Source organism: Streptomyces sp. LX-29 (assembly GCF_029541745.1).
Taxonomy (GTDB): domain Bacteria; phylum Actinomycetota; class Actinomycetes; order Streptomycetales; family Streptomycetaceae; genus Streptomyces.
Map to the genome: position 1 here is coordinate 7,819,417 of NZ_CP089746.1, position 23,200 is coordinate 7,842,616.

Genomic DNA, 23,200 nt, shown 5'->3' on the forward strand with positions numbered 1-23,200 from the left:
CCCAGAGCAGCCAGACACCCCGGAGGAACGGTGGACGCACCGACCAGCCCCCGCGCCGCCAGCGAGCGCCCCTACGACCCCATCGACCTGTCCTCTCGCGCCTTCTGGGAGCGGACCGCCGAGGAACGGGACGCCTCCTACGCCGTCCTGCGCGCCGAGCGGCCCGTCTCCTGGCATCCGCCGCTCGAGGAGAGGATGTTCCCGGACCCGGACGACTCCGGATTCTGGGCCGTCGTACGCCATGAGGACATCGTCACCGTCAGCCGTCGCCACGACCTGTTCGTCTCCGGAGCCGGGGTGCTCTTCGAGAACATCCCCGAGGAACTCGTCGACGGCTCGCAGTCCCTGCTCTCCATGGACCCGCCACGCCACACCAGGATCAGGCGGCTGGCCAGTGGCGCGTTCACCTGGCGCCAGCTGACCCGTATGGGGCAGCGGATCAGCTCCCACGCACGCCGGATCGTCGACGACCTGGCCGCGCGCCCCGACGGCCGGGCGGAGTTCGTCGCGGACTGCGCCGCACTGCTGCCGATGCGCGTCATCTCCGACGTCGTCGGCATCCCCCACGACCAGCAGGAAGCCATGGCCGCGTCGGTCGCCGAGGGGCTGAGCGCCGCCGAAGGCACCCCGGACGGCGGCACTCCGGCCGAACGTATCGTCGAAGGCAACCGCGCGCTGCGCCGCATGGCACTCGAGCTGGCCGGCCGGCGCCGCGAGCGGCCCGCCGACGACCTGATGACCTCGCTCGTCCAGGCCGAGATCGACGGGGAGCGGCTGACCGACGACGAGATCGCCGACTTCTTCCTGGTGCTGTGCATCGCCGGCAACGACAGCACCACCCAGGCCATCGCCCACGGCCTGCGGCTCCTCACCGCCCTCCCGGCACAACGCGCCTGGCTGCTGGCCGACTTCGACGCCCGCATCGACACGGCCGTGGAGGAGATCCTCCGCTACGGCACGCCCGTGATGACCTTCCGCCGCACCGCGGCGACCGACACCACGCTCGGCGGCCGGGACATCGCGGCCGGCGACAAGGTCGTGATGTTCTACGCCTCCGGCAACCGCGACGCCGCCGTCTTCCCCCGCCCGGACCGCTACGACCTCGGCCGCGCCCCCAACCCCCATCTGGCCTTCGGCGGCGGTGGCGCCCACTTCTGCCTGGCCGCCCAACTGGCCAGGGCACAACTGCGGGTCCTCTTCCGGGAACTGCTCGGCCGGCTGCCCGACATCGAGGCCGGCGAGCCGCGCTTCCTCACCGGCACCGCCATCCACGGTGTGACCCGGCTTCCCTGCCGGTTCACCCCATCGCCCCAGGGCACCGCGTGACACCTGTCGAACAGGCCCCGACGCCGCGCGCACAGGCGCACCGCGCACGGCCGCCGGGCGCGGAAAGTGCTGGGGTGGATAGGGGGTTCTTCGGGCGGAATGCCCCCTCCTAGGCTCGACTCCATTGGCAGAGACCCCGACACGGCACAGCCATGACCGTGCACGCCGCGTCGGGAATTGCTGGCCCACTCCGGGCCCCTGGGGCCCGATCCCGATAGGAGTCCCGCGATGCCTGCCCCTCTCCCCGTCCCCGACGCGCCCGGCTCCTGGCCGGCCCTGGGCCATGTGCCGCAGCTCCTCCGGCGGCCGCTCGCCTTCATGCGCTCCCTCACCGACCACGGCGACCTGGTCAGAATCCGGCTCGGCCACAAACCCGTCTACGTCGCCACCCATCCCGACCTGGTCCGGTCCATGCTGGTCACCGACGCGCACGGCTACACGCGCGGCATCGGCCACGCCAAGGCGCTCGCCTTCATCGGACCCATCCTGGTGGCGACCACCGGCGAGCCGCACCGCCGCCAGCGCCGCCTCATGCAGCCCTGCTTCCACCGGGAACGGATCGAGAGCTACGTCTCCGGAATGTGCGCCGCCGCCGAGGCGACCGCCGATTCCTGGTCCGCGAACGACGTCGTGGACATGCTGCCCACCATGACCGACCTGGCCACCGCGATGATCACGAAGTCGTTGTTCTTCTCGGACCTGGGCGCGCAGGCGGAAAAGGACCTGCGGAAGGTCGGCAGCTCCATTCTGCACGTGGCCCGCATGAGCGCCGTTCTCCCGGGAATCTACCGGCGGCTGCCGACGGCCGGAAACCGGGAACTCCCCCCGGCACAGGCCGTCATCGAACGCACCATCGCCGCGTACCGCGCGGAGGGCCGCGACCACGGCGACATGCTCTCCATGCTGCTGCGCACGACGGACGCCGCCGGCGTCGGCCTGACCGACCGGGAGATCCGCGACGAGATCATGGGGCTCGCCATCACCGGCATCGGCGGACCCGCCGCCATCGCCTCCTGGATCTTCCACGAGCTCGGTCAGCACCCCGACATCGAGCGGCGGCTGCACGAGGAGCTGGACACCGTCCTCGACGGCCGACGACCCGGCCACCAGGACCTCGCCCGGCTGACCTACACCCAGCGGCTCGTCAAGGAGGCGCTGCGCAAGTACCCGGGGTGGGTGGGCATGCGACGCGCGTGTGAGCCCGTCCGGCTGGGCGAGCACGAGCTCCCCGCCGGCACGGAGGTCATGTACAGCGCGTACGCCCTCCAGAACGACGCCCGCTGGTACCCGGACCCCGACCGGTTCGACCCCGACCGCTGGGACTCCAAGCGGAGCGTGGGGCGGGTCAAGAAGGGCGCCTGGGTGCCGTTCTCGGCAGGGGTCTACAAGTGCATCGGAGACGGCTTCACCGAGATGGAGACGGCCGTCGCGGTCGCCGTCATCGCCTCCCGCTGGCGGCTGCGCCCGGTGCCCGGGCGCGACGTCCGCGCCGTCCACCAACACACCCACGTCGTCCCGGGCCGCCTGCGCATGATCGTGGAACCCCGGAGCGCCGCCCGGAAGACCCGCGCCCCGCACCTGGCGCCGCAGGTGAGCAGGTGAGGAACGCCCGCAGACGACCGGCGCGCCGCCCGCGGGTCACGACCCCGCGCGGTTGAGGACCGGCGCGGTTGAGGACCGGCGCTCCGCCGGGGCCGCACACGCCCCCGCGGAGCGCCCAACGACCCGGAGGCGAACGCCGGACGCAGCCATCGCGCGGGAGCGGTGCGGCACGCCGGCAGGCGCGCCGCGCGACCGGCGCTCGCCTCCGCCTCCCACCCGCGCGCCGAGCCGCCACGGGTCGGCCGCGGGTCGGACCACCCCGGGCCCGACCCACTCCGACCCACCCCGGCCCGTCCCCCCGGGGCCTGACCCCTGGGCGGCCTGATCACCCCGGCCGGATGCTCGGCTCGCGGGCCCCGACCGCCCGGCCCGCCTCGACCGAGACCCGCACGGCGGATCTCTCCGCGCTCGTCCCGGTCAGGGGCGCCACGGCGGCGGGGCGACGACCTCCACGACGGCCGCGGCGATACCCAGACCGGGGCCCGAGCCCGCCAGCAGGATGCGGTCGCCCGGACCGGTCCGCCCGGTCGCGAGCAGATGCTCGAAGGAGACCAACTGGTCGCTGGCCATCAGATGCCCCACCCGCCGGCCGAAGTCCCAGGTGGACCGCTCCAGCGGGAGCCCCAGGGAGGCCAGCCAGGCGTCCACGAGGTCCCGCCCCGCGTGTGCCGGCACCACCCAGGCGAGGTCCTCGACGCCGATGCCCGCCTCGTCCAGGGTGACGGCCATCAGTTCGCGCTGCGCCTTCATCACCATCAGCATCCAGTCCGCGGGCGCCTCTCCGGTCGCCAGGAACTCCGCCTGCCGGGCGCCCAGGTCGAGGGGCAGGGCGCGGGCCGAGGCGGCCGGATCCAGCGGCTGCGCCCCCCGGTGCAGGGCCTCGAGCTCGGGCACCGCCGTGGAGTTGACCGACAGGAGCCGCGCGAAGCCCGGCTCCCGGGTCAGCACCGCGGCCGAGGCGCCGTCCCCCAGCAGATAGCCCGGGCTCGCCCGCCAGCGGTCCACCAGCGGAGGGCCCATGTTGTCGGCCGCGGTGACCAACGCCGCCTCGCCGCCGCCTCCGCGGAGATACGCCGCCGCCAGTTCAAGGGCGCCGAAGACCCCGTTGCACCCCTGCCGGACGCCGACCGCCAGCAGATCGCCGCCGACCGCCTCCCGCATCACATACGAGTGCGGCAACCAGCCGTCGGGGCCGCAACGGTAGCCGTCCGCGTAGAGCAGCAGGCCGAGCGCCGACACCTCACCGCCCCAGCGCTCCAGGGCCGACCGGACCGCCCGTACCGCCATCTCCGGCGCCGAGGTGTAACCGGCCACGGCGGCTCCCAACAGGCCGGACCGCTCCACCTCCGCGGCCTCCAGCAAGCCCGCCTCGACCGCCTCACTCACACTCACCCTGTCGGGCAGATACGTTCCCACAGCCGCGATGTGTACATCCGGGGTGCGCACCTGTGCCCCCTCCTCTCGATGCAGCGATACGTCGATACGTCGATCCATCGGTAGCGCGACGAGGACTCGCCACGGTGGTCAGTAGCCCGCCGGCGGGCGGAAGAAGTCGGGCAGTCGGTCCGGGGCGCCACCGTCCAGCAGAGAGAAGAGGATGTGCGTGCCGGTGTAGAGGCCGATGCACACGTTGGCGCCGCCCACCACCGCCAGCAGCCGCGCCCACGGCCGTACCCCCCGCGGCAGCAGTCCCGCCCCCGACTCCAGACAGGTCTCGTCCCGCGCGTTGCGGAAGTGGCGCATCGCCCCCAGCGCCGCCCCGAACAGCGCGGACGCCACCATCTGGTACAGCGGGAACTGGTACCAGGCGCCGCTCCAGAGGGTGAGCTCCGGAACCGACCGCGTCCACACGGAGATGCCCACGAAGGAGATCAGCGGCTCACAGAGGTCGAACACCATGACGAGCAGGAAGCCGAACCCGACCAGCCGCGCCACGCCCCACCGCGGCCGGCGAGCGGCGGCCATGCCGATCCCCTTGCTACAGGCCACGGCCGCGATCAGGGCGGTCATGCAGATGCTCAGCGTCGCCAACGGCAGCTCCGCCTCCCGGTGGGGTCCCGCACTCTGCCAGCCGGGCACATAGGGACCCCACGAGGCGACCGCGCCGAACACGTTGACGTTCGACGCGAGCACCGGATTGACCCAGTTCATCAGGGGGCTCTGCCAACTCGCCAGCAGCAGCCCGATGAACAGCAGGGCGTCGAAGGTCAGCCGCCGTCGGGCCCGGCACCGCCGGTACAGGTACACCGCGAGGACCAGCACGCCGAGCACCGAGGACAGCGGCACCAACACATCGGCCGGCCGCGTCGCGTCGCCACCGCCCACGGCCGCGGGCGCCTTCTCCAGCCGATAGCCGCCGTCGGCGAACCACGAGGTGAAGACGTACACCTGGAGCCCCAGCACCGCGGCGCCGACAACGGCCCACAACACCACGGGCAGGGTGCACAGCCGCAGGCCGTGAGCGGTCTCCGCCCGCCCGGCGGCGGCCGGCCGCCCTTCGTCGACGAGGTCGGTCATACCTCTCTCCTTCTGCCGCTACGAGAACCGCTACGAGAACCGCTACGAGAACCGCTACGAATGCCGCTCCGGGCGCCGGCACAGGCGCCCCTACGAGCAGGAGGGGTCCTGCTGGCCGTGCGCCAGGCCGATGAGGTCGTCGAGGTCCATCTCGTCGATCGAGCCGGACGCGATCGTGACCGGGCCCGTGCCCGGATCCGTGCCCGGATCCGCGGCGTGGACCGGCGCGGGGTCCGGGGCGCGGCCCGGGGCGCCGGGGGCGGGAGCGACCTCCGCCAGCTCCAGCAGCACCCGCAACACCCCCGCCTCCCGCAGCCGACCGAGCGGAATGGACGCCACCGCCGTCCGCAGCTCCTCCTCGCTGAGACCCCACGTCGCCGACGCCTCCACGTCGCCCCCGCCCCCGCCCTCGGCGCCGGCGTCCGATCCGGTCACCGGCAGCAGCCGGGCACGCAACTGCTCCGCCAGCGCCGCCGGGGTCGGGAAGTCGAACGCGAGGGTCGCCGGCAGCCGCAGACCGGTCGCGGCGGTCAACCGGTTGCGCAGCTCGACGGCGGTCAGCGAGTCGAAGCCCAACTCCCGGAACGCCCGATCCCCGGGGACCGCCGCCGTCCCGTCGTGGCCCAGCACCGCCGCGGCATGCGACCGCACCAGGCGCGTCAGGACCTGCGTCTGCTCCCTGGCACCGCGCCGAGCCAGGCGCTCCACGAGCGAGGCCGCGGCGCCCGGCGCGTCGTCCTCGCCGGCCGCCCCCGAACGGGCCGAGACCCGCACCAGCCCGCGGAGCATCGCCGGCACCTCGGACCCGGCGGAACGCGCCCGCAACGCGCCGAGATCGAGCCGAGCCGGAACCAGGAACGGCTCGTCCGCCGCCAACACGGCGTCGAACAGCGCCAGCCCCTCCTCCGTCGACAGTGGGACCATCCCGCCGCGATGAATCCTGGCGTGGTCGGAGCCGTCCAGATGGCGTGTCATGCCGCTGCCCCGCGCCCACAGGCCCCACGCGAGCGAGACCGCGGGCAGCCCCCGCGCCCACCGATGCTGCGCCAACGCGTCCAGCACCGCGTTGCCCGCCGCGTAGTTGCCCTGCCCCGGAGAGCCGAGCACGGCCGCCGCCGAGGAGAACAACACGAAGGCCGCCAGCTCCATCCCCCGCGTCAGCTCGTGCAGATGCAGCGCCGGAGCCACCTTGGCGCGCAGCACCGCGTCGACCCGCTCCGGCGTCAGCGAGGGGATCGTCCCGTCGTCCAGAACGCCCGCCGCGTGCACCACCGCGGTCAGCGGATGCCGATCCGGTACCCCGGCCAGCAGGCCCGCCAGGGCCTCCCGGTCGGCGACGTCACAGGCGACGACGGATACCGTCGCGCCGAGCGCCGACAACTCGGCCGCGAGCTCCCGCACACCCTCGGCCGCCTCACCCCGGCGGCCCGCCAGCAGCAGCCGCCGCACGCCGTGCGCCACGACCAGATGGCGGGCGACCAGCCCGCCCAGGACCCCGGTACCACCGGTGATCAGCACGGTGCCCTCCGGATCCAGCGCGCCCGGGGCCGTGCCGCCCGAGCCGGACCCCTCCTCCCGGACCAAGCGCTCCAGCCGCGGCACCCGTAGCTCACCCGCGCGGACGGCCAACTGGGGCTCCCCGACATCAGGCGCGGCGAACAACAGATGAGCCGAGACGTCGAGCCCGTCCCAGTCCACCAGCACGATGCGGCCCGGATTCTCGGACTGCGCCGAACGGATCAGGCCCCACACCGCGGCGCCGGGCAGATCCACCACATCCTCGTCCCGCTCGACGGCGACCGCCCCGCGCGTCGACACGACCAGTCGCGTCTCGGCGAAGCGATCGTCGGCCAGCCACGCCCGCACCACGCGCAGCGCACGATGCGCGGCCGTGTGCACGGCCGCCGCGTCGCCCTCACCACCACAGGGCAGCAGAACCACATCGGGAACCGGGTCGCCACCGCCCTCCACGGCCTCCACCAGCGCGGCCCAGTCGTCATGGCGCCGAACCCCCAGCCCGTACGGGTCCTCGCCGACGACGGCGAAGACGGCGGGGAAGGCGTCGGGAAGCGGTGGATCGGACGCGGGTGGCGACACCGGGGACCACACCGTACGGAACAGCGACTCGTGGAACTCCGAGCCGAGAGCACGCATCTCCCCGGCCGACACCGGCCGCAGCGCCAGCGCGTCGACGGAAGCCACCGGCCGCCCCACCTCGTCGAACGCCTCGATGGCCACCGCCTCACGGTCGGCGAGCGGGGAGAGCCGCACCCGCAGCGCCTCGGCGCCCGGGGCGTGCACGGTCACCCCCCGCCACACGAACGGCAGTCGCGCGGCCGGGCGCTCCTTCGGCCGTGCGACCCCCGGCACGCCGTCCCCCGCCGCGCCGAGACCCAGGCCGAGCGTGTGCAGCGCCGCGTCCAGCAACGCGGGGTGGATACCGAACCGCCCCGCCTCCTCGGCCTGCGCCTCGGGGAGCCGCACCTCCGCGAGGAGATCGGCGCCGTGGCGCCAGGCGCCACGCAACCCCTGGAACGCCGGGCCGTACGCCAGCCCCGCCTCCGCCAGCAGCTCGTAGAGCGCGTCCAGGTCGACGGCCCGAGCCCCCGCCGGCGGCCACACGCTCGCCGCCGCGCCCTCGGTCCCTCCCGTGTCGGTCACGGCGCTCAGGGTGCCCGTGGCGTGCCGCGTCCACGGACGGTCGGCGTCGTCCCCGTCCTCCGTACGGGAGGCGTCGCCGTGGACGCGGGAGTAGGCGGCGAACTCCCGACGGCCGTCGTCGTCCGGTGCCCCGACGCTGAGCTGCACATCGACCCCGCCCCGCCGCGGGAGGAGCAGGGGCGCCTGGAGGGTGAGTTCCTCGATGAGCCGACAGCCGACGTGTGCACCGGCTTGAAGGGCGAGATCGAGGAAGGCGGTGCCGGGCAGGAGCACGGTGTCGCCGAGGGCGTGGTCCGCGAGCCAGGGGTGCGTACGGAGCGAGAGCCGGCCGGTGAGCAGATGGCCGTCACCGCCCGCGATCCGGACCACTGCTGCGAGGAGTGGGTGGGTGGTTTCGTCGAGTCCGGCGGTGGTGGGGTTGGTGGTGTGGGGGTGGGAGTGGAGCCAGTAGCGCTGGTGTTGGAAGGGGTAGGTGGGGAGGTCGGTGGGGTGGGGGGTGGGGGTGTGGTGTTGGTAGTGGTGGTGCCAGTTGATGGTGTGGTGGTGGGTGTGGGCGTGGGCGAGGGCGGTGAGGAGTTGGTGGGTGTCGTTGTGGTTTCTGCGGAGGGTGCTGATGACGGTGGTGGGTGGACCGGTGTGGTCGGTGTGGTCGGTCTGATCGGTCTGGCCGGTCTGATCGCGTTCGGTGTGGGTGGTGTCGTGGAGGGCGGGGGTGAGGGTGGGGTGGGGGCTGATTTCGATGAAGGTGGTGTGGCCTTGTTGGTGGAGGGTGTGGATGGTTTCGGTGAAGCGGACGGGTTGGCGGAGGTTGCGGTACCAGTAGCGGGCGTCGAGTGTGGTTCCGTCGTGGGTTTGGTTGTCGACGGTGGAGTGGAAGGGGGTGTGGGTGGGTTGTGGGGTGATGTTTTGTAGTTGGGTGAGGAGTTGGTTTTGGAGGGGGTTGATGTGGGGGCAGTGGGAGGCGTAGTCGACGGGGATGCGTTTGGCGCGTACTTGTTCGCATGCGGTGATGGCGTGGGCGAAGACGGGTGAGGTGTGGAGGAGGTTGAGGCCCATGCCGGGCCATTGACCGCCTTGGCCGGGGAAGACGAACACGATCCGGCCTGGGGCCGTGGTCGTGGTCGTGGTGGGGGGTGTGTGGTGGAGGGTGGGGTGGGGTCGGCCGGTGGCCAGGGCGTCCAGGCCCTGGAGCAGTTCCTCGCGGTCCGAGCCGATGACCACAGCACGATGCTCGAAGACCGACCGGCGGGCGGCCAGCGAGTAGCCGATGTCGGCAAGCCTCGGCCCGGTTCCGGCGGAGGTTGCGGCCAGGTAGCGATGGAGCCGGCGCGCCTGAGCCCGCAGCGCCTCGGGCGACTTCCCGGACACCGGCCAGGGCAGCGGAACGCTGCCGGACTCCTCGCCGGAGCCCGCGCTGCCCCGCTCGACCGCGGACGCCTCAGCCGAGGGGGTGTGGGCGTCCCGCTCGGAGTCGACCGCCGACTCGGGGGGCGCCTCCTCCAGGATCACATGGGCGTTGGTGCCGCTGACGCCGAACGACGACACACCGGCCCGCCGCGGACGCCCGTTCCGCGACCAGGGCAGCGCCTCGGTCAGCAGCCGCACCGCGCCCGAGGCCCAGTCCACATGCGGCGAGGGCTCCGACACATGCAGGGTCGGCGGCAGCAGCTCGTTCCGCAGCGCCATCACCATCTTGATGACCCCGCCCACGCCGGCCGCCGCCTGCGCATGCCCGATGTTGGACTTCACCGAACCCAGCCACAGCGGCCGTCCCTCGGGCCGGTCCCGGCCGTACGCGGCCAACAGGGCCTGGGCCTCGATCGGGTCGCCGAGGACGGTACCGGTGCCATGCCCCTCGACCGCGTCGATCTCGGCGGGCGACAACGCCGCGCTGGCCAGGGCCTGTCGGATGACCCGCTGCTGCGAGGGACCGCTGGGAGCGGTGAGGCCGTTGCTGGCACCGTCCTGGTTGATCGCGCTCCCACGGACCACGGCCAGGACGCGATGGCCGTTGCGCCGTGCGTCGGAGAGTCGCTCCACGAGGATCATGCCGGCGCCCTCCGCCCAGCCGGTGCCGTCCGCGGAGGCGGAGAACGCCTTGCAGCGACCGTCGACGGACAGCCCGCGCTGGCGGGAGAACTCGATGAACGTCGCCGGAGTGGACATCACCATCACCCCGCCGACGAGCGCCAGCGAACACTCCTCCGTACGCAGCGCCTGGCAGGCCATGTGCAGGGCCACCAGGGATGACGAACAGGCGGTGTCCACCGACACCGCGGGCCCCTCCAGCCCGAAGGTGTAGGCGATACGGCCGGAGGCGACGCTCCCGGAGCTGCCCGTCAGGGCATAGCCGGCCGCGGCCGTCGGCACCTGCCGCACATGTGCCGCGAAGTCCTGCACGTTGATGCCGGCGAAGACCCCGGTCTGACTGCCGCGGAGGGTCTCCGGGGCGATTCCCGCGTGTTCGAGGGCCTCCCAGGAGACCTCCAGCAGCAGCCGCTGCTGCGGGTCCATCGCGAGCGCCTCGCGGGGACTGATCCCGAAGAAGCCGGGATCGAAATCGCCCGCGTCGTAGAGGAACCCGCCATGGCGGGTGTAGCAGGTGCCCTGGTGGTCGGGGTCCGGGTGGTAGATCCGCTCCAGGTCCCAGCCGCGGTCCGTGGGGAACTCGGTGACGGCGTCCGTACCGGCGGCGACCAACTGCCACAGGTCTTCGGCCGACCGCACTTCCCCCGGGTAGCGGCACGCCATGCCGACGATCGCGATGGGCTCGTCCGGGTCGGCCACCCGAGTCCGCGCCGGCGGCGACGTGGCCGCGCGCTCGTCGTCGCCCAGCAGCATCATGCGCAGACGGGCAGCGCAGGCGGCGGGACTCGGGTGGTCGAAGACCAGCGTCGTGGGCAGGGACAGCCCGGTGGCGGCCGAGACACGGTTGCGGAACTCGACGGCCGTCAGGGAGTCGAACCCCACGTCGCTGAAGGCGCGCTGGGCGTCGATCGACTCGGGCCCGTCATGACCGAGGACGGCGGCGGTGTGGGTGCGCACGATGTCGAGGAGAGCCCGGTGCTGCTCATCGGCCGAGCACTGCACGAGACGCTCCCGGAGGGAGTCGACCGAGGGGCGGTCGGATCCCTTGTCGAGCAACTCTCGAACCTCGGGGATGTCGTCGATGAGCGGTGCCGGCCGCCGGGCGCTGAAGGTGGCGGCGAAGTCCGGCCAGTTGACGTCCGCGGTGACGGTGGTGGTGTCGGGGCGATGAGCGAGGGTGTGGGCGAGTGCGGTGAGGGCGAGTCCGGGTGGGATGGCGGGAAGGCCGTGGCGGCGCAGCCGGTCCCGGGTGTCGCCCCCCGCCGCCATCCCCTCGCCGTCCCAAGGCCCCCAGGCGATGGAGGTGGCGGGGAGTCCCTGGGCGTGGCGGTGCTGGGCGAGGGCGTCGAGGTAGGCGTTGGCGGCGGCGTACGCGGCCTGGCCGGCACTGCCCCAGGTGCCCGCGATCGAGGAGAAGAGGACGAAGTGCTCGATCGTGTCGTGGTCCCGCAGCAGCTCGTGCAGGCGTGCCGCGCCGGCTGCCTTGGCCCCGGCCGTCGAGGCGAGGTCCGCCGTCGTCGTCTCGGCGATCGACGCCCCCAGGTTGACCCCCGCGGTGTGGATGACGGTGGTGAGGGGGTGGGTTGGGGGGATGGTGTTGAGGAGGTTGGTGAGTTGGGTGGGGTTGGTGGTGTCGCAGGGGGTGATGGTGACTTGGGTGCCGAGTTGGGTGAGGTGTTGGTGGAGTTGGGTGGCGTTGGGTGCGTGGGGTCCTTGTCGGCTGGTGAGGAGGAGGTGGCAGTGGGGGTGGTGGGTGGCGATCCAGGTGGCGATGTGGGTTCCGATGGCTCCGGTGCCGCCGGTGATGAGGACGGTGCCGTGGGGTGTCCAGGGCTGGCGGTCGTCGCGGGTGGTGGGCGTGGATGGCGTGGTGGGGGTAGTGGGGGTGGTGGTACGGATGAGGCGTCGGCTGAGGAGACCGCTGTCACGGATGGCCAGTTGGTCTTCGTTGTGGGTGGTGGTGAGGGTGTGGGTGAGGTGGGTGAGGTGTTGGGGTGTGAGGGTGGTGGGGAGGTCGATGAGTCCGCCCCAGTGGTGGGGGTGTTCGAGGGCGGTGGTGCGTCCGAGTCCCCAGATGAGGGCTTGGAGGGGGTGTTGGAGGGTGTCGGTTGGGTGGGTTGTGGTGGCGTTGTGGGTGAGGCACCACAGGGGTGCGGTGAGGGTGGGGTGGGTGGTGAGGGTTTGGATGAGGGCGAGGGTGAGGGCTGTTCCGGTGGGTACGTGGGGGTGGTCGGGGTGTGGTTCCTCGTCCAGGGCGAGGAAGGAGAGCACTCCGCTGACCTTGGACGCGTCATACCCCGCCAGAGCCGCGGAGAGCTGTTGACCGAGGGCCCGCGGTTCGGCGCGGGTCTCGTCGAGAAGCACATCGATCGTATGGGCGCCGTGATCCCTCAGAGCGCCGAGGACGGCATCCACATGCGGATGCCCGGACTGCCGAGCGGGCACGACGACCAGCCAGTCGCCTGGCGGCCTCCGACCGGCGTCCGCGAGCGTGATCGGTTTCCACATCTCGTGATAGCGCCAGTCGGCGGTGACGTCACGATCTTTGGCGGTGTTCGTGTCGAGCCAGTAGCGCTGGTGTTGGAACGGGTAGGTGGGGAGGTCGGGGAGTTCGGTTGTGGTGGGTGGTGGGTGGTGCCAGGTGGTGGGGTGTCCGTGGGTGTGGAGGTGGGCGAGGGCGGTGTGGGTGGTGTGGGTTTCAGGGTGATCGGGATGCAGGAGGGCGTGGGCTTGGATGCCGTGATCGGGGAGGTTGTGGTGGGTGAGTGCGGTGAGGGTGGAGTCGGGTCCGAGTTCGAGGTAGGCGGTGGTGCCGTGGGTGTGGAGTTGGTGGGTGGTGTGGGGGTAGTGGACGGGGTTGCGGGCTTGGTCGGCCCAGTAGTCGGGGGTGGTGGGGTCCGCGCCGCCCGGGGGTGCTGGTGATGAGGGGGGTTGGAGTGAGGGTGTGGGTGGTGTCGTGGCTCGTGGAGGAGTGGGTCCATGTGGGGGGAGAGGGAAGGCTGGCCTTGGAGTGGGGTGACCTTCCGGCCTGGGCCCTGACGATCTCCTCGACGGTGTTCCGGTCGCCGCTGATGACGAGGGAGGTGGGAGTGTTGATCGCGGCCAGGGATACCTGGTGTTCGCGTCCTGCCAGGTGTTCTTCGATTTCCTCGGTGGTGGCGTGGAGGGCGGTCATGGCGCCGGTTGGGGGGAGGGTTTGCATGAGTCGGGCGCGGGTGGTGATCAGTCGTGCGGCGTCGGGGAGGGAGAGGATGCCGGCCAGGTGGGCGGCGGTGATCTCTCCCAGGGAGTGCCCGGCGTAGAAGTGCGGGGTGAGCCCGTACCCGTCGGTGACCAGACGATGCAGGGCGACTTGCAGGGCGAAGAGGGCGGGCTGGGTGTATCCGGTCTGGTTCAGCAGCCCGGCGGTCTCATCGGATCGGCCGAAGAGGACGTCTCGTAGCGGATGCTCCAGGTAGGGGTCCAGGTGCCCACACGCCTCGTCCAGCGCCTCCGCGAACAGCGGGAACGTCTCATACAGTTCGGCACCCATGCCAGGGCGTTGCGTGCCCTGTCCGGAACACAGGAAAGCGAGCTTCCCGGCCCCTGTGGCCACACCGCGTACGACCGATGAGTCCTCTGCATCCGATGCCAGAGAGTCCAGCCCGCGCAGGAAGCCGTCCCGGTCCGGGCCCAGGAGCACGGCTCGGTGCTCGAAGAGGGCGCGACCGGTGGCGAGCGTGTGACCGATGGCGTGCAGGTCCTGCGGCTCGGGGACGTCGGGGGTGCAGGTGAGGTACTGGTGCAAGCGCCGAGCCTGGGCCCTCAAGGCCGGCTCGGACTTCGCCGACACCACCCAGGGAAGCGGCGTCGTCGGAGCTTGCTCCCGCGCAGGGCCTGCCGTCGGAGGTGCCTGCTCCACGATGACGTGCGCGTTGGTGCCGCTCACTCCGAACGAGGAGACCCCCGCCCGCCGGGGTCGCCCCGTCTCCGGCCACGACACCGTCTCCCGCAGCAGCCGCACCGCACCCGCCGACCAGTCCACGTGTGGCGACGGCTCATCCACATGCAAGGTACGCGGCAAGGTCCCGTGCTGGAGCGCCATGACCATCTTGATGACGCCCGCCACGCCGGCCGCCGCCTGCGCGTGCCCGATGTTGGACTTCACGGAGCCGAGCCACACCGGCCGGTCCATGGCGCGCCCCTGCCCGTATGTGGCGAGCAGGGCCTGGGCCTCGATCGGGTCGCCGAGCGTCGTACCCGTGCCGTGGCCCTCCACCGCGTCGACTTCGGCGGTGGTCAGACCCGCGGTGGCGAGGGCCTGTCGGATGACCCGCTGCTGGGAGGGGCCGTTGGGGGCGGTGAGTCCGTTGCTGGCGCCGTCCTGGTTGACGGCGCTGCCGCGTACCACGGCGAGGACGCGGTGCCCCAGCCGACGGGCGTCGGACAGTCGCTCGACCAGGAGGATGCCGACGCCTTCGCCCCAGCCGGTACCCTCCGCCGTGGCGGAGAAGGCCCGGCAGCGGCCGTCCGTGGACAGCCCCCTCTGCCGGGCGAACTCCACGAAGGTGGTGGGGGTGGACATGACGGTGACGCCGCCGGCCAGGGCCATGGTGCACTCACCGGACCGCAGGGCCTGGCAGGCCAGGTGCAGCGCGACCAGTGACGAGGAGCAGGCCGTGTCGACGGTGACGGCCGGGCCTTCCAGCCCGAGGGTGTAGGCGATGCGCCCCGAGGCGATGCTGCTGGAGCTCCCGGTGAGCACATAGCCCTCGACCGACTCCGACGACCGCTCCAGGTGGATGGCGTAGTCCTGGGAGTTGATGCCCGTGAAGACGCCGACGGCGCTGCCCTGGAGCGAGGGCGGTGCGATGTGTGCGCGCTCGAGTGCCTCCCAGCTGGTCTCGAGCAGGAGTCGCTGTTGCGGGTCCATGGCGAGGGCTTCGCGCGGGCTGATGCCGAAGAAGTCGGGGTCGAAGTCGGCCGCGTCGTGGAGGAATCCGCCCTGCCGTGTGTAGCAGGTGCCCTGCCGATCGGGGTCGGGGTGGAAGAGCCCGTCGAGGTCCCAGCCGCGGTCCGCGGGGAAGTCCGAGATCGCGTCCTGTTCGGCGAGGATCAGCTGCCAGAACTCCTCGGGCGTACGCACACCCCCGGGGAATCGGCATGCCATGCCGACGATCGCGATGGGCTCGTCGGCCGTGGCGCGGGGAGCGGCCATCGCCTGGGCCGGTGCGTGGCCCGTTTCCGCACCCACCAGCTGGCCGCGCAGCCACTGGGCGAGCCTGACCGGGGTGGGGTGGTCGAAGACGAGCGTGGTGGGCAGCCGGAGTTCGGTCGCGGCGGCCAACCGGTTGCGCGCCTCGACGGCCGCGAGCGAGTCGAAGCCCAACTCCCTGAAGGGGCGTTCGGCCGGGACGTCGTCCACTCTGCCGTGCCCCAGGACCGCTGCGGTGTGTGCGCGAACGAGCTGGAGCAGCATGTCCTGTTGCTCCTCGGAGCTCCGGCCGGCGAGCTGTCGGTGGAGGGCCGTGGCCGGCTCTTCGCCCGCGGCGCCCCCGGAACCCGACGTACGAGCCTCCGGGATGTCATCGAAGAGGGGCACGGACTCGCCGGTGTGGCTCAGCGTGACGCTGAGCTTGCCCCATTCGATGGCGGCGATGATCTGGTGCGGTCGTCGCCTGTCGGCCACGGCCTGCGCCAGCGCGGTGAGTGCCTGCTCGGTGGGCATCGGCGGCAGGCCCCGCCGCACCATGTGTGCGGCCTTCTCGGCATTGGCCAGGCCGCCCTGCTCCCACAGTCCCCAGGCGATGGAGGTGGCGGGGAGTCCCTGGGCGTGGCGGTGCTGGGCGAGGGCGTCGAGGTAGGCGTTGGCAGCGGCGTAGTTGGCCTGTCCAGGGCTGCCGAAGGTGGCGGCGGTGGACGAGACCAGGACGAACGCCTCAAGCGGCAGATCCCGGGTGAGGGTGTGCAGGTGATACGCGGCGCTCGCCTTAGGAGCCAGCGCTGCGGCGAGATGGCCGGAGGTCTGCGCGCTGAGCGTGGCGTCCTCGAGGACGCCCGCGGTGTGGATGACGGTGGTGAGGGGGTGGGTTGGGGGGATGGTGTTGAGGAGGTTGGTGAGTTGGGTGGGGTTGGTGGTGTCGCAGGGGGTGATGGTGACTTGGGTGCCGAGTTGGGTGAGGTGTTGGTGGAGTTGGGTGGCGTTGGGTGCGTGGGGTCCTTGTCGGCTGGTGAGGAGGAGGTGGCAGTGGGGGTGGTGGGTGGCGATCCAGGTGGCGATGTGGGTTCCGATGGCTCCGGTGCCGCCGGTGATGAGGACGGTGCCGTGGGGTGTCCAGGGCTGGCGGTTGTCGCGGATGGTTGTGGCGGGGGTGGTGGGCGTGGCGGGTGTGGTGATTCGGGTGAGGCGTCGAGCGTGCAGGCCCGTGGGGCGTAGGGCGAGCTCGGTTTCGTTGTGGGTGGTGGTGAGGGTGTGGGTGAGGTGGGTGAGGTGTTGGGGTGTGAGGGTGGTGGGGAGGTCGATGAGTCCGCCCCAGTGGTGGGGGTGTTCGAGGGCGGTGGTGCGTCCGAGTCCCCAGATGAGGGCTTGGAGGGGGTGTTGGAGGGTGTCGGTTGGGTGGGTTGTGGTGGCGTTGTGGGTGAGGCACCACAGGGGTGCGGTGAGGGTGGGGTGGGTGGTGAGGGTTTGGATGAGGGCGAGGGTGAGGGCTGTTCCGGTGGGTACGTGGGGGTGGTCGGGGTGTGGTTCCTCGTCCAGGGCGAGGAAGGAGAGCACTCCGCTGACCTTGGACGCGTCATGCCCCGCGAGGGCGTCGGCGAGTCGCTGCCCCAGGCATGCGGGATCCGCGGCAGCCAGGTCGAGAGTGAGTGTCACCGGCTCCGCGCCGCGATCGCGGAGGGCCTCGACAACGGTGCCGACGTGTGGGTGCTTGCTCTCCTGCGTCGGGACGGCGACCAGCCAGGTGCCGAGCGGCCGCGCACCTGCCTGTGGAGGAGTGAACGGCGTCCATGTCTCGCCGTAGCGCCAGGAGTCGATGACAGCCTGCTCGCGTTGCTGCGTACGCCACCGGGACAGGGCCGGAATCACCGTTGTCAACGACGCGTCCCGGTCGACCGCCAACGCGGAGGCGACCGCGTCGACGTCCTGCTGCTCCAACGACTCCAGGAAGCGGACGTCAGCGGTGTCGTGGGGCCTGATGGGGGTGGTGTCGAGCCAGTAGCGGTGGTGTTGGAAGGGGTAGGTGGGGAGGTCGGTGTGGTGGGGGGTGTGGGGGTGGTGTGTGGGGTGGTGCCAGGTGGTGGGGTGTCCGTGGGTGTGGAGGTGGGCGAGGGCGGTGTGGGTGGTGTGGGTTTCGGGGTGGTCGGGGTGGAGGAGGGCGTGGGCTTGGATGCCGTGATCGGGGAGGTTGTGGTGGGTGAGTGCGGTGAGGGTGGAGTCGGGGCCGAGTTCGAGGTAGGCGGTGGTGCCGTGGGTGTGGAGTTGGTGGGTGGTGTGGGTGTAGTGGACGGGGTTGCGGGCTTGGTCGGCCCAGTAGTGGGGGGTGGTGGGGTCACCGCCGTCGGGGTTGCTGGTGATGAGGGGGGTGTGGGGTGGGTAGTAGGTGAGGGTGTGGGTGGTGTCGTGTAGCTCGTGGAGGAGTGGGTCCATGTGGGGGGAGTGGAAGGCTGCGCTGACCTGGAGGGGGGTGACCTTCCGGCCGCGGGCCCTGAACTGTTCGGCGATCTCCTCGACCGTGTTCCGGTCGCCGCTGATGACAAGGGAGGTGGGGGTGTTGATCGCGGCGAGCGAGACGTGTTCCTCCCGGCCGGTCAGGTGCTCTGTGATCTCGTCTTCGGTGGCGTGGAGGGCGGTCATGGCGCCGGTTGGGGGGAGGGTTTGCATGAGTCGGGCGCGGGTGGTGATCAGTCGTGCGGCGTCGGGAAGGCTGAGGATGCCGGCCAGGTGGGCGGCGGTGATCTCTCCCAGGGAGTGCCCGGCGTAGAAGTGCGGGGTGAGCCCGTACCCTTCGGTGACCAGACGATGCAGGGCGACTTGCAGGGCGAAGAGGGCGGGCTGGGTGTATCGGGTCTGGTTCAGCAGCCCTGCCAGCTCATCGGATCGGCCGAAGAGGACGTCTCGTAGCGGGTGCTCCAGGTAGGGGTCCAGGTGCCCGCACGCCTCGTCCAGTGCCTCCGCGAACAGTGGGAACGTCTCATACAGTTCGGCGCCCATCCCGGGGCGTTGCGTGCCCTGTCCGGAACACAGGAAAGCGAGCTTCCCGGCCCCCGTGGCCACACCGCGTACGACCGATGAGTCCTCTGCATCCGATGCCAGAGAGTCCAGCCCGCGCAGGAAGCCGTCCCGGTCCGGGCCCAGGAGCACGGCTCGGTGCTCGAAGAGGGCGCGACCGGTGGCGAGCGTGTGACCGATGGCGTGCAGGTCCTGCGACTCGGGGACAGAGGCGAGGTACTGCCGTAACTGGCGGGCTTGGGCCTTCAGCGCTGGCTCGGACTTGGCCGACACCACCCACGGCAACACCGGCCCCGCACTCTCACCCGCACCCTCATCCGACGTGGGCTCCTCCGCCACCGGCGCCTGCTCGAGGATGGCGTGTGCGTTGGTGCCGCTCACCCCGAACGACGACACACCCGCCCGCCGGGGTCGCCCCGTCTCCGGCCACGGCACCGCCTCAGTCAGCAGCCGCACCGCACCCGCCGACCAGTCCACGTGTGGCGACGGCTCATCCACATGCAACGTGCGCGGCAGCACCCCCTGCCGCATGGCCATCACCATCTTGATGACCCCACCCACACCCGCGGCCGCCTGAGCGTGCCCGATGTTCGACTTCATCGAGCCGAGCCAGAGTGGCCGGTCCGCGGGTCGGTCCTGCCCGTACGTGGCGAGCAGGGCCTGGGCCTCGATCGGGTCGCCGAGCGTCGTCCCCGTCCCGTGCCCCTCCACCGCGTCGATCGCGTCCGGTGGCAGATCGGCATTGGCGAGTGCCTGCCGGATGACCCGCTGCTGGGAAGGTCCGTTCGGGGCCGTGAGCCCGTTGCTCGCCCCGTCCTGGTTGACGGCGGTTCCCCGTACGACGGCCAGGACCCGATGCCCCAGCCGCTGCGCGTCGGAGAGCCGCTCCACCAGGACCATGCCCACGCCCTCGCCCCAGCCGGTCCCGTCCGCAGTCGAGGAGAACGCCTTGCACCTGCCGTCCGGAGCCAGCCCGCGTTGCCGGGAGAACTCGACAAAGGCCGTGGGCATCGACATGACGGTGACGCCGCCGGCCAGGGCCATGGTGCACTCACCGGAGCGGAGCGCCTGGCAGGCCAGATGCAGCGCGACCAGCGAGGACGAGCAGGCCGTGTCCACGGTGACAGCGGGGCCTTCCAGCCCGAAGGTGTAGGCGACACGTCCCGAGGCGACACTGCCCGCGCTGCCGTGGACGATGTACCCCTCGAAGCCCTCCGGAGCGGTGGGGAAGCGCTGCGCGTAGTCGTGGTACGCCACTCCCGCGAAGATCCCGGTCCGGCTTCCGCGTACGGAAGAGGGATCGACACCGGCCCGTTCGAAGGCTTCCCAGGAGGTCTCAAGAAGGAGCCGCTGTTGGGGATCCATGGCAAGGGCTTCGCGCGGGCTGACGCCGAAGAAGTCGGCGTCGAAGTCCGCCGCATGGTGGAGGAAGCCGCCCTGCCGCGTGTACGACGTTCCGAAGTGGTCGGGATCCGGGTGGTAGAGCTCCTCCACATCCCAGCCGCGATCGGTCGGAAACCCGGAAACGGCGTCCTGACCCGATGCGAGGAGGTCCCAGAGCTGTTCCGCCGACCGCACGTCTCCCGGATAGCGGCATGCCATGCCGATGATGGCGATGGGCTCGCCCACATCGACAGCCGTTTGGGCGATATGGCTCACCGTCTCGCCGTGCGAGCCCAGGAGTTGACTCCATACATGCTCTACGAGTGCTGTGGGGTTCGGGTGGTCGAAGACGACGGTCGAGGGCAGGGCCAGGCCGGTGGTGTCGCCCAGACGATTGCGGAGTTGGACAGCGGTCAACGAGTCGAAGCCGAGTTCCTTGAACGCGCGCTCGGCGTGGATGGTCTCGGAGCCTCGATGCCCGAGAACGGCCGCGATGTGTGAGCGGACGACCTCCAGGAGGGTCTCCCGCTGCTCGTCGGGGGACAGCCTCGCCAGCTTTCCGCGGAGTGCCGTACTCGCCGACGGGCCGACGGGTGCGGGTGAAGGCATGGATTCGACCAGGCCGCCACGTGGCTCGGACGGGTGGATCCAGTAGCGGTGGTGTTGGAAGGGGTAGGTGGGGAGGTTGGTGTGGTGGGTGGTGTGGGGGTGGTGTGTGGGGTGGTGCCAGGTGGTGGGGTGTCCGTGGGTGTGGAGGTGGGCGAGGGCGGTGTGGGTGGTGTGGGTTTCGGGGTGGTCGGGGTGGAGGAGGTGGTGGGCTTGGATGTGGTGGTCGGGGAGGTTGTGGTGGGTGAGTGCGGTGAGGGTGGAGTCGGGGCCGAGTTCGAGGTAGGCGGTGGTGCCGTGGGTGTGGAGTTGGTGGGTGGTGTGGGTGTAGTGGACGGGGTTGCGGGCTTGGTGGACCCAGTAGTCGGGGGTGGTGGGGTCCGCGCCGCCGGGGTTGCCGGTGATGAGGGGGGTGTGGGGTGGGTGGTAGGTGAGGGTGTGGGTGGTGTCGTGTAGCTCGTGGAGGAGTGGGTCCATGTGGGGGGAGTGGAAGGCTGCGCTGACCTGGAGGGGGGTGACTTTCCGGCCTTGGGCCCTGAACTGTTCGGCGATCTCCTCGACGGTGTTCCGGTCGCCGCTGATGACGAGGGAGGTGGGGGTGTTGATCGCGGCCAGGGATACCTGGTCCTCCCGCCCCGCCAGATACGGGGTCACCTCCTCCGCACTCGCCTCGATAGCGGTCATGGCACCCGTGGCGGGGAGGGACTGCATGAGCCGGCCGCGGGTGGCGACCAAACGCGCGGCGTCGGGCAGGCTCAGGATCCCCGCCAGGTGGGCCGCGGTGATCTCCCCGAGCGAGTGCCCGGCGTAGAAGTGCGGGGTGAGCCCGTACCCCTCGGTGACCAGACGATGCAGGGCGACCTGCAGAGCGAACAGAGCCGGCTGGGTGTATCCGGTTTGGCTCAGCAGCCCTGCCGGCTCATCGGATCGGCCGAAGAGGACGTCTCGTAGCGGGTGCTCCAGGTACGGGTCCAGGTTCCCGCACGCCTCGTCCAGCGCCTCCGCGAACAGCGGGAACATCTCGTACAGTTGAGCACCCATGCCGGGGCGTTGCGTGCCCTGCCCGGAACACAGGAACGCCAGCTTCCCGGCACCCGTAGCCACACCACGTACGAGACCCTCGTGCTCCTCGCCGGAAGCCAGCGCCGCAAGCCCACGCAGGAACCCGTCCCGGTCCGGGCCCAGCAACACCGCACGATGAGCGAAACGTGCACGCCCGGTCTCCAACGCATGACCGACAGCCGTCAGATTCAGCTCCGGTCGTGCCAGCACATGCTCACCCAGCCGCCGCGCCTGTGCCCGCAACGCCTCTTCGGACTTCGCCGACACCACCCACGGCAACACCCACCCCACACCCGCACCCTCACCCTCGTCCGACGCGGGCTCCTCCACCACCGGCGCCTGCTCGAGGATGACGTGCGCGTTGGTGCCACTCACCCCGAACGACGACACACCCGCCCGCCGCGGCCGACCCGTCTCCGGCCACGGCACCGCCTCCGCCAACAACCGCACCGCACCCGACGACCAGTCCACGTGGGGCGATGGCTCCTCCACATGCAACGTACGCGGCAACACCCCATACCGCATCGCCATCACCATCTTGATGACCCCACCCACACCCGCAGCCGCCTGCGCATGCCCGATATTCGACTTCACCGACCCCAACCACAACGGACACCCCACCGACCGATCCCGACCATAAGTCGCCAACAACGCCTGCGCCTCGATCGGATCACCCAACACCGTCCCCGTCCCATGCCCCTCCACCACATCCACATCCCCACCACCCACCCGCGCACTGGCCAACGCCGCCCGAATCACCCGCTGCTGCGACGGACCATTCGGCGCCGTCAACCCATTACTCGCCCCGTCCTGGTTGACCGCACTCCCTCGCACCACCGCCCACACCCGATGCCCCAACCGCCGCGCATCAGACAACCGCTCCACCAACAACAAACCCACACCCTCAGACCACCCCGTACCATCCGCCCCCGCCCCGAACGCCTTACACCGCCCATCCACCGACAACCCCCGCTGCCGCGAAAACTCCACCAGGAGGCGGGGAGTGGACATGATCGCCACTCCGCCGGCCAGGGCCATAGAGCATTCGTCGGCTCGCAGCGCCTGGCAGGCCAGGTGGAGGGCGACGAGCGAGGACGAGCAGGCGGTGTCGACGGTGACCGCGGGGCCTTCCAGGCCGAAGGTGTAGGAGATGCGCCCCGAGGCGATGCTCGCGGCGCTTCCGGTGACGATGAACCCCTCCGCCGCCTCCGGGGGGCGTGGGGCGTGCCCGACGGGGTAGTCCGGCGGGTTGATGCCGGTGAACACGGCCGTCCGGCTGCCACGCAGGGAGGCCGGATCGATGCCGGCGTTCTCGAAGGTCTCCCAGGCGGCCTCCAGGAGCAGCCGCTGCTGTGGGTCCATCGCCGAGGCCTCGCGCGGCGACGTCTCGAAGAAGTCGGCGTCGAAGTCGGCGGCGTCGTAGAGGAATCCGCCCTGCCGGGTGTAGCAGGTACCGGGGTGGTCCGGATCCGGGTGGTACAGCCGCTCGGCATCCCAGCCACGGTCGGTGGGAAAGGTACCGATCGCATCCGTCTCCGACGCGATGAGGTGCCAGAAGTCCTCGGCCGAGCGCACGCCGCCGGGGAAACGACAAGCCATTCCGACGATGGCGATGGGCTCCTGCTCGCGTTCTGTGATCTCGTAAAGGCGGCGCCGAGTCCGGTCCAGATCCGCGGTCACCCGCTTCAGATAGCCGAGGAGCTCGTCTTCGTTGACCACGGGATCACTTCCTTGAGTGTCCTTGGA

General features: G+C 71.3%; 6 protein-coding genes. 2 read left to right on the plus strand and 4 right to left on the minus strand.

The features are described from left to right. Positions 1-30: 30 nt before the first annotated feature. The gene (locus tag LRS74_RS32130) at positions 31-1,326 is read left to right on the plus strand and encodes a cytochrome P450 (protein WP_277744306.1); all 1,296 of its coding nucleotides are present in this window, start codon (positions 31-33) and stop codon (positions 1,324-1,326) included. Positions 1,327-1,554: 228 nt separating this feature from the next. Continuing rightward, positions 1,555-2,928 carry a cytochrome P450 gene (locus LRS74_RS32135; protein ID WP_277744307.1) on the plus strand — a complete coding sequence of 458 codons (1,374 nt, stop codon included), beginning with the start codon at positions 1,555-1,557 and terminating at the stop codon, positions 2,926-2,928. A 417-nt stretch (positions 2,929-3,345) separates the two neighbouring features. Here LRS74_RS32135 and LRS74_RS32140 read toward each other — a convergent pair whose 3' ends face one another. The 4 genes from LRS74_RS32140 to LRS74_RS32155 form a co-directional block, all read right to left on the minus strand. Next, positions 3,346-4,314, minus strand: coding sequence for a ketoacyl-ACP synthase III family protein (locus LRS74_RS32140; RefSeq protein WP_277744308.1), 969 nt, complete (start codon positions 4,312-4,314; stop codon positions 3,346-3,348). A gap of 138 nt (positions 4,315-4,452) precedes the next feature. Next, positions 4,453-5,445, minus strand: a complete 993-nt coding sequence (locus LRS74_RS32145; protein ID WP_277744309.1) for a spirocyclase AveC family protein — start codon at positions 5,443-5,445, stop codon at positions 4,453-4,455. A 90-nt stretch (positions 5,446-5,535) separates the two neighbouring features. Then, positions 5,536-12,558 (minus strand): type I polyketide synthase, encoded by a 7,023-nt coding sequence (locus tag LRS74_RS32150; protein ID WP_277744310.1) that lies wholly within the window; start codon positions 12,556-12,558, stop codon positions 5,536-5,538. A gap of 334 nt (positions 12,559-12,892) precedes the next feature. Continuing rightward, entirely contained in the window at positions 12,893-23,173 is a 10,281-nt protein-coding gene (locus tag LRS74_RS32155; protein ID WP_277744311.1) for a type I polyketide synthase, read from the minus strand. Between the last annotated feature and the right edge of the window lie 27 nt (positions 23,174-23,200).